The following is a 9565-nucleotide window of genomic DNA, read 5'->3' as shown; positions in this document are numbered from 1 at the left end:
AGGCGATTCATCTCCCACTTACTCCGCTTCGCTTCGTTGAAGTGGTAGTCTTCTCGCCTAATTAAGATAAAAAAACAGGCAAGAATCAGCCGCTTGCCTGTTTTTCATGAAATTTGTTAGGACGTGATAGACGCTTAAGCGCCCTTCGCTTTTCTTATTGTCCAGCTCGGCTCGCAACCGCTCGGGGTCAAATAACCTTCTCCCTCAGGGTGCAAGCACCCCTACGGGCGAAGAACATTTGCCCTTCGCGGTTAAGCAGCTCGCCTCCGCTTTTCTTATTGTCTAGCTCCGGGCGCTATCGGCTCGCGACGCTTCGGCCCCGCTGTGGCGGCGACAAATTGAGGAGACCTCTCTGAGTCAGCCACGCAAGACCAAACTTTGTTTGGTCTGAGCCTCCTCGCGGGTCCTCCAGCGCGTGTCGCGGAGCCACGACGGCGACATTTCGCCGTTGCCCACAGGACGTGGGCCGCCTTTAGGCGAAATTGGGGCGCCCTCCGCTTTTCTTTATTGTCTAGCTCCAGCGGCTAGCCTTCTTCTGCCAAATAACCTTCCCCCTTGGGGTGACAAGCACCCCTGCGGGTGAAGAACATTTGGCTTCGAAGGCTAATCGCGCCGCTTCCGCTTTTCTTATTTCAAGCCGTATTTTTTGTTGAATTTATCGACACGTCCTGCAGCAGAAACAAATTTTTGACGTCCTGTAAAGAATGGATGACATTCGGAGCAAATTTCTACACGCAATTCATCTTTTACAGAACCGCTTTCAAATTCGTTTCCACATGCGCAACGTACGATTACTTTTTTGTACTCTGGATGAATTCCTGGTTTCATGATCTTCACTCCTTCCGCCCTGTATCATTTCGAAACAGAGTTTGTATATCATTATTTTTATCATATTTTGGCGTTTGTCAAAACACACATGGTAAAATTATAACAACTTTAATGTTCTTTTGCAACCAGTGATTTTTGCCGATTTCTTCCCTCGGTTCTATTAAATTCGCACGGCTCCATTACTTTTCCATTCTTCATCAAGCATCGCAAAAAATTCTTCGTTTGATTTTGTTTGACGGAGTTTGCTTAAGAACCGCTCAATGAAATCCGGGGAATCAGACATTGTTTTTCGAATCGCCCATAATTTTTCAAGATGCTCTTTCGGAATGAGCAACTCTTCTTTACGCGTACCTGAGCGACGAATATCGATGGCTGGGAAAATACGCCGCTCCGCCAGCGATCGGTCAAGATGGAGTTCCATATTTCCGGTGCCTTTAAATTCCTCGTATATTACATCATCCATACGAGAACCTGTATCAACAAGAGCAGTAGCTAAAATCGTTAGACTGCCGCCTTCTTCAATATTGCGGGCCGCCCCGAAAAACCGTTTCGGACGGTGGAACGCAGCCGGATCAATCCCCCCTGAAAGCGTGCGGCCGCTTGGCGGGATGACTAAGTTATAAGCGCGTGCTAAACGAGTGATGCTATCCATAAGAATAACGACATCTCGTTTATGTTCGACAAGACGCATCGCTCTTTCTAACACTAATTCCGCTACTTTAATATGATTTTCCGGCACTTCGTCAAACGTCGAGCTGACAACGTCACCATTGACCGACCGCTCGATGTCTGTTACTTCCTCTGGACGTTCGTCAATGAGGAGAACAATGAGTTCTACTTCTGGATGATTGGTCGTGATGCTGTTGGCGATTTCTTTTAATAACATCGTTTTTCCCGCTTTTGGAGGAGCTACAATCAATCCGCGCTGCCCGAATCCGACCGGGGCAATTAAGTCGATAATTCTCGTTGATAGCTTGTCCGGGGTTGTTTCTAATTTCATTTGTCGATTTGGGTATAAAGGTGTTAATGCCGGGAAGTGCACACGTTCCTTTGCGACTTCTGGGTCTTCGCCATTGACTGCTTCGACATGAAGCAATCCGAAATAGCGTTCATTTTCTTTTGGAGGACGCACTTTTCCAGACACTTTATCCCCGTTTCGCAAATCAAATCGGCGAATTTGTGACGCGGAAATATAAATATCTTCGGAGCTTGGGGAATAGTTGATCGGACGTAAAAAGCCGAATCCTTCTGATTGAATGATTTCAAGCACGCCCTCCATAAAAAACAATCCATCTTGTTCCGCACGCGCTTTCAAAATGGCAAAAATAAGCTCTTTTTTTGTTAGCTTACTGTAATAAGAAATTTTATATTGGCGAGCAAGCTCATAGAGCTCTTTCAGTTTCATATTTTCTAATGTAGAAAGTGTTAACTCCATTTCGACACCACACTTTTGCAATTTTTCATGTTCTTCCATACTCACTCCAAACCTTCAATTTATTATGAATTTTAAAACGGATGGGATGAAAAGAAGGCGATGAAGGCTGAAAATGAAGTAGAAATGGCAGAGCTTATTTTACGCACACGCAGCATGACTATTTTACCCTTTTTATCGTTTTTTAATCAACAGTTTTTTATTTCGTGATATAAAATAAGCAAGGGCGACAGGTTGAACCTTTTTCGCCCCGCTGGCATTCGCTTTTACTTGATGACTAAATTTGGTTTTTTCTTCAAGCTGTGCCGCCCTTCAATAAAACGAACGGTTCCTGATTTCGCACGCATCACAACGGAGTGAGTTTCGCCATATGCACCTTTAAATTGAACGCCTCGCAACAATTCCCCATCTGTTACACCAGTTGCGGCAAAAATAGCGTCGTCGCCTTTCACCAAATCTTCCATGCGAAGCACTTTCGTTACATCAATCCCCATTTTTTTGCATCGTTCTACTTCCTGTTCATTTTGCGGCAATAATTTTCCTTGAATTTCTCCTCCCAAACATTTCAGTGCTACCGCAGCCAATACTCCTTCCGGCGCCCCGCCAGAACCGAACAAAATATCTACACCTGTATGGTCAAATGCGGTATTAATCGCAGCGGCAACATCGCCGTCATTGATCAGCTTAATGCGCGCTCCCGCTTCTCTTAGCTCAGCGATGAGCCGTTCATGGCGCGGCCTGTTTAATACGACGGCAACGACATCTTCAATATCTTTGTTTTTCGCTTTTGCAACCGCTTTTAAATTATCAATCACCGGTGCTTCAATATCAATCATTCCGACCGCTTCAGGACCGACGGCGATTTTATCCATGTACATGTCAGGAGCGTGAAGCAAATTGCCATGGTCCGCCACCGCAACGACCGCTAATGCGTTCCAACCGCCGGAAGCAACGATATTTGTTCCTTCTAGCGGATCTACTGCAACATCCACACGAGGTCCATAGCCGTTGCCGAGCTTTTCTCCGATATATAACATCGGTGCTTCGTCCATTTCTCCTTCACCGATGACGACCGTTCCCTTCATCGGAACGGTATCAAATACATTGCGCATGGCCGTTGTTGCTGCTTCGTCTGCCTCGTTCTTTTTGCCTCGCCCCATCCATCTGGCGGCGGCGAGGGCAGCTGCTTCCGTGACACGAACAAGTTCCATTGTTAAACTTCTTTCCATCGGAACTTCCCCCTTCCCCTTTGTCGCTTACGCATTTTTGACTTGTTCAATCTCTTCATCCGTCATTTTTTCTCGCCAAATCGTTGCGCCTATGTTGGTTAACTTTTCGACAAGATTGCTATATCCGCGGTCAATATGTTCTACTCCCGCAATTTCCGTAAGCCCTTCTGCCATTAAACCTGCAACCACAAGCGCCGCGCCTGCGCGTAAATCACTCGCTTTCACTTTTGCGCCTTGCAGCCGAACCGGACCGGTAATAATGGCGGAACAGCCTTCCACTTTTATGTTCGCATTCATTCTACGGAGCTCATCGACATGCTTAAAGCGGGCTCTATAAATCGTATCAGTCACAATGCTTGTCCCTTGCGCTTTTGTTAAAAGCGCTGTAAATGGTTGCTGTAAATCGGTTGGAAAACCAGGATAAACAAGCGTTTTCACATCTACTGCTTTTAAAGCTGGTACACTAGAAACAAGGATTTGATCGTCGCTCGTTTCCACATGCACGCCCATTTCGCGTAATTTTGCGGTCAATGATTCAACGTGCTGAGGAATAACGTTATCGATGATTACTTCCTTCCCCATCGCTGCCGCAGCAATCATATATGTACCAGCCTCAATGCGGTCCGGAATAATCGAATGACGACATCCTGATAATTTCTCAACACCGTCGATGCGAATGACATCGGTTCCGGCGCCTTTAATTTTTGCTCCCATGTTGGAAAGCAATGTCGCCACATCAATAATTTCCGGCTCTTTTGCAGCGTTTTCAATAATCGTCCGGCCTTTGGCGCGCACCGCGGCCAACATGATGTTAATCGTTGCCCCTACGCTTACCACATCTAAAAAAATACGGGCACCTCGCAATTCCTCCGCGCGCAAATAAATCGCACCTTGCTCGTTCGTTACTTTCGCTCCTAGCGCCTCAAAGCCTTTAATATGCTGGTCAATCGGGCGCGGACCTAGATGGCAGCCTCCTGGCAGCCCGACAACCGCTTTTTTAAAACGACCAAGCATTGCTCCCATTAAATAATACGAAGCACGCAATTTTTTTACTTTTCCATTCGGCAGCGGCATCGGTACCATATTGGTCGGATCGATGACCGCTTTTTTGCCATCGAAATGGAACGTTCCGCCAATCTCTTTAATTAAGTCGCCTAAAATTCGCACATCAGAAATGTCCGGCAATCCTTCGATTGTAACCGGTGAATCAGCGAGAATCGTAGCAGGGATGAGGGCAACGGCGCTATTTTTTGCGCCGCTTACCTTGATCGTTCCCTGCAGCGGATCACCGCCGATAATTTTGATTTTTTCCATTATAGTCTCCCTTCTTTAACGAGAAGTTGACTTCTATTTTTGCCGATTCCAATCTGCTAAAAACTTTTCAATTCCTTGATCCGTCAACGGATGGTTAAACAATTGCATTAATACTTTGTACGGAACAGTAGCGATATGCGCTCCTCTTAGTGCAGCTTCCGTTACATGAAGCGGATGACGAATGGAGGCAGCGATAATTTCTGTATCGATTCCGTGGATATTAAAAATGTCGGCGATGGTGGAAATGAGTTCAAAACCGTTATGACCGATATCGTCTAGACGACCAAGAAATGGAGACACGTATGTTGCTCCGGCACGTGCTGCTAATAGTGCTTGGTTTGCTGTAAAAATTAATGTAACGTTCGTTTTAATTCCTTTTTCGCTAAATACCTTTACCGCTTTAAGCCCTTCTTTTGTCATCGGCACTTTAATCGTAATGTTCGGGGCAATTTTTGCTAGTTCTTCGCCTTCTTCGATCATTCCTTCTGCATCCGTGGAAATCACTTCCGCGCTAACCGACCCAGAAACAATGGACGTAATTTCGCGAAGACGATCATGGAATGGGACATTTTCTTTCGCAACAAGACTAGGGTTTGTCGTCACACCGGCTAAAATCCCAAGCTCATTCGCTTTTTTAATTTCTTCTAAATTTGCCGTATCGATAAAAAATTTCATGGCGATATCCTCCCTTTATCTTTATCATTGATGGGGCAAGAAAAGGAAACCGCGATAACGTCACAACGTTCGTTGTTCCGTTAGGCGGTTTTTCCTTTTTTACCAATGAAAATGTTATTGGACTGCTTTTCCGGAAGAACCAAACTCGCGCATTTTCCCGATCACTGTCGCTTTAATCGCATCGCGGCCAGGACCGATAATTTTGCGAGGGTCATATACTTTTTCGTCTTTTGCTAACAATTCGCGGACGACTTTTGTAAATGCCATTTGGTTTTCTGTATTGACGTTAATTTTGGATGTACCGAGAGAAATAGCACGTTGAATTTGTTCTGTTGGGATGCCTGTACCACCGTGAAGCACGAGCGGAATGCCAGTTAGATCACGAATTTGTTCCATTTCCGCAAAACCTAATTTTGGCTCCCCTTTGTACGGACCGTGCACAGAACCTAATGCAGGAGCCAAGCAGTCAATTCCCGTCCGTTTGACTAATTCTTCACATTCTTTCGGATCCGCATAAATAATGTCTTTCCCAATAACATCATCTTCTTGGCCGCCGACCGTACCTAATTCTGCTTCTACCGATACACCGCGTGCATGAGCATATTCCACCACTTGAGAGGTGATTTTGACGTTTTCTTCAAATGGATGATGGGAGGCGTCAATCATGACAGAAGTAAAACCGGCATCGATTGCTTCTTTACATTTTTCGAAGCTAGAACCATGGTCAAGATGAATCGCTACCGGAACGGTAATATTCATATCTTCCATTAATCCTTTAACCATATTTACTACCGTTTTAAAACCGCTCATATAACGCGCCGCGCCTTCAGACACTCCGAGAATCACCGGTGACTTTTCTTCTTCTGCCGCGGCTAAAATCGCCTGCGTCCATTCTAAGTTATTAATGTTGAATTGACCGACAGCGTATTTTTCTTTCAACGCTTTATTAAGCATTTCTTTCATGGATACTAAAGGCATAGTAAAATCCTCCTTATGCTTTAACGTCTTCGCCTTTCTTCAATATAGCTATGCGTCATTCCAACGGGGGATATGTATGAAAGGCGTCAATAGTCTTACGTTAATAAGCATACCAACTTATAAACAAAACAGCAACATTGTAACTTAGAGCAAACTATGACAACTTTCTTACGAAACTAAATGCTTTTTTACTGCCTCGCGCAAATCATCGATATCAAACGGTTTCGCAAAATGCATAATCGCACCTAATTCTTTTGTTTCCTGAATCATATCGAGTTCTCCGTAAGCAGTCATAATAATCACTTTAATATCTGGATCAATTTCTTTTAATCGCTTTAATATTTCAATTCCATCCATTCCAGGAATTTTCATATCTAATAACACTAAATCGGGTTGATGTTTGCGGACAATTTCCAGCGCTTGCATGCCATTAGCGGCTTGATATGTCGTATATCCTTCTCTTTGAAACACTTCATTTAACAAAATGCGAATCCCGTATTGATCATCAACAATTAAAATTTTACTGCCCATCTCTATTATGCACCTCAATTCTTTGTTTTTCTTCCATGTTATTAGTTTCGCATCGTTCAGTTATTTTCCTGCCAAATTTTTTGCATTTGGATAAATTCCAATTAGCAAATCATTTTATTATATAATAGCAACGAAAGGAGGACGAACAGTGAAAATTTTTACGACTCAAATGATCGGTTATTTGAAAAAAATTGCCGAAGAAGAAGAAATGGCATTCGAGGATGGAGCGCGTCTGCTCGCACAGGCGATCATCGGAGACGGGCGCATTTTGCTTCACGGATTTCACGAAATGGAAGCCGTTGTCATCGAGGCTCTCTGCGGACAAGATAAACTTCCAAAAGCGGTACGCTTAATGGAAAATGGCCATCTTCGCAATGATATCGATGAAACGGATCGCGTTTTATTGATTGCGCGATTTTCCAATGATAAAGACGCCATCCGTCTTGCCGAACGATTAAAAGAACAAGGTCTTGAAATTGCCGCCATTTCCGCTGTGGTCAAAGACGAGCAACCGTCACTAGTTGACATTGTCGATGTCCATATCGATAGCAAATTGCTAAAGCCGATCGTTCCGAAAGACGACGGCAGCCGCATTGGCTTCCCGACGGTCATTACAGCCTCGTTTGCATACTATTGTCTGTTGCTTACCATTTACGACATTTTAGAAGAATACGAGTAAATAATAAAGGACTATCTAACCTATGCGGAAGATAGTCCTTTTTTGTGCAACCACAGTTATTGTTTTAATGATGCTTTAATAAAATCACGGAACAATGGCTGCGGTCTTGTCGGCCGTGATGTAAATTCCGGATGGAATTGGGCAGCGACGAACCAAGGATGATCTTTTAGCTCAATAATTTCGACGAGACGGCCATCTGGACTTGTACCGGAAAAGACGAATCCGTACTGTTCCATTATTTGACGATATTGATTGTTGAATTCATAACGATGGCGATGGCGTTCATAAATAACTTCATCTTGATATGCTTCGTAGGCAAGCGTTCCTTCTGACAATTTGCAAGGATAAAGACCTAGTCGAAGCGTTCCGCCTAAATCTTCTATATCCTTTTGTTCCGGCAATAAATCGATAATTGGATGAGGTGTATTCGGGTCAAATTCAGCGGAATGAGCTTCTTTCAGCCCCACTACATTGCGGGCAAACTCAATCGAAGCAAGCTGCATTCCGAGACAAATTCCGAGGAATGGAACTTTCTGCTCGCGCGCGTAACGAATCGCTTCAATTTTCCCTTCAATGCCGCGGTCGCCAAATCCGCCTGGCACGAGAATGCCGTCCGCATCGCTCAATAAGTCGGCTGCGTTTTCCTTATTTACATGCTCGGAGTTAATCCATTTAATATCAATATCGGTGTCAAACGCATATCCGGCATGACGCAACGCTTCTACTACAGAAATGTACGCATCTTGCAATTCCACGTATTTTCCGACAAGCGCGATTTTCGTTGTCCGTGACAAATTGCGCACTTTTTCGACAAGCGCCTTCCATTCCGTCATGTCCGCTTCTTTACAGTCTAACTTCAAATGTTCACAAACGATTTGGTCTAATTTTTGCTCTTGTAGCATAAGCGGAACGGCGTATAAAGTATCCGCATCGCGCGCTTCAATGACCGCTTTCGGATCAATATCACAAAATAGTGCAATTTTCTCTTTCATATCTTGAGAAATTGGCATCTCGGTGCGAACGACGATGATGTTTGGTTGAATGCCAAGGCTCCGTAGTTCTTTTACGCTATGTTGGGTTGGTTTTGTTTTCATTTCGCCAGCCGCTTTAATATATGGAACAAGCGTACAATGAATGTACATTACATTGTCGCGGCCAACGTCGCTTTTGATTTGGCGAATCGCTTCTAAAAATGGCAACGACTCAATATCGCCGACCGTTCCGCCAATTTCCGTAATGACAACATCCGCATTGGTTTCTTGACCGGCCCGAAATACTCGTTCTTTAATTTCGTTCGTAATGTGCGGAATAACTTGCACCGTTCCTCCTAAATAATCCCCACGGCGCTCTTTTTTGATCACAGCGGAATAAATTTTTCCCGTTGTTACGTTGCTATATTTATTTAAGTTAATATCAATAAAGCGCTCGTAGTGTCCTAAATCGAGGTCTGTTTCTGCGCCATCGTCGGTAACGAACACTTCTCCATGTTGATACGGACTCATCGTTCCCGGGTCTACATTGATATATGGGTCAAACTTTTGAATCGTTACGTTCAAGCCGCGATTTTTTAATAACCGGCCTAACGACGCCGCCGTAATCCCTTTTCCTAACGATGATACGACACCGCCGGTAACAAAAATATATTTTGTCATATTGCGTTCCCCCCTGCCGAAATATATATAACAGTTTAAGTGTGTGCCAAATACAAAAATAAAAAACGCTCCGCTTACGTATATGTAAGGGAGCGATATATTTGTACTGTCTGTTTTTAAGAGCCCAGATAAGATTTTACATAGTTCCATGGATAAAGTCAAGAGAATATTACTCGTCTCAGCTATGAAGAGTATATTTCAAAGTTTTTCGTCAAAATAGGGATTTTCAAATTATCCACAGTTGGTA

At 44.0% G+C, this 9565-nt stretch carries 9 protein-coding genes; 1 reads left to right on the top strand and 8 read right to left on the bottom strand.

Annotation, left to right across the window (positions count from 1 at the left end):
* Positions 1–627: 627 nt before the first annotated feature.
* The 7 genes from rpmE to DCC82_RS02935 all read right to left on the bottom strand — a co-directional run bounded on the left by rpmE (position 628) and on the right by DCC82_RS02935 (position 6987).
* Positions 628–828, bottom strand: coding sequence for a 50S ribosomal protein L31 (rpmE, locus tag DCC82_RS02965; protein WP_015865332.1), 201 nt, complete (start codon positions 826–828; stop codon positions 628–630).
* Between the two features lie 160 nt (positions 829–988).
* A complete protein-coding gene (gene rho, locus DCC82_RS02960; RefSeq protein WP_015865333.1) occupies positions 989–2263 on the bottom strand; it encodes a transcription termination factor Rho in 1275 nt (424 codons plus the stop codon).
* 263 nt (positions 2264–2526) lie between these two features.
* The gene (glpX, locus tag DCC82_RS02955) at positions 2527–3489 is read right to left on the bottom strand and encodes a class II fructose-bisphosphatase (protein WP_062754452.1); all 963 of its coding nucleotides are present in this window, start codon (positions 3487–3489) and stop codon (positions 2527–2529) included.
* Positions 3490–3516: 27 nt separating this feature from the next.
* On the bottom strand, positions 3517–4803 hold the full coding sequence (locus DCC82_RS02950; protein ID WP_081188490.1) for a UDP-N-acetylglucosamine 1-carboxyvinyltransferase: 1287 nt from the start codon (positions 4801–4803) through the stop codon (positions 3517–3519).
* Positions 4804–4836: 33 nt separating this feature from the next.
* Positions 4837–5478, bottom strand: coding sequence for a fructose-6-phosphate aldolase (fsa, locus tag DCC82_RS02945; protein ID WP_015865336.1), 642 nt, complete (start codon positions 5476–5478; stop codon positions 4837–4839).
* 114 nt (positions 5479–5592) lie between these two features.
* On the bottom strand, positions 5593–6456 hold the full coding sequence (locus tag DCC82_RS02940) for a class II fructose-bisphosphate aldolase (protein WP_015865337.1): 864 nt from the start codon (positions 6454–6456) through the stop codon (positions 5593–5595).
* A gap of 168 nt (positions 6457–6624) precedes the next feature.
* On the bottom strand, positions 6625–6987 hold the full coding sequence (locus DCC82_RS02935) for a response regulator (RefSeq protein ID WP_062678145.1): 363 nt from the start codon (positions 6985–6987) through the stop codon (positions 6625–6627).
* 148 nt (positions 6988–7135) lie between these two features.
* On the opposite strand from DCC82_RS02935, the gene DCC82_RS02930 reads away from it, so the two are divergent.
* Entirely contained in the window at positions 7136–7666 is a 531-nt protein-coding gene (locus DCC82_RS02930; RefSeq protein WP_015865339.1) for a DUF2529 domain-containing protein, read from the top strand.
* A gap of 56 nt (positions 7667–7722) precedes the next feature.
* On the opposite strand, the gene DCC82_RS02925 is transcribed toward DCC82_RS02930, so the two are convergent.
* Positions 7723–9318, bottom strand: coding sequence for a CTP synthase (locus DCC82_RS02925; RefSeq protein ID WP_015865340.1), 1596 nt, complete (start codon positions 9316–9318; stop codon positions 7723–7725).
* Positions 9319–9565 lie beyond the last annotated feature (247 nt).

This window comes from Geobacillus sp. LYN3 (assembly GCF_003064505.1).
Taxonomy (GTDB): Bacteria; Bacillota; Bacilli; order Bacillales; family Anoxybacillaceae; genus Parageobacillus_B; species Parageobacillus_B toebii.
This window is presented reverse-complemented; position numbering and strand designations above follow the sequence as displayed.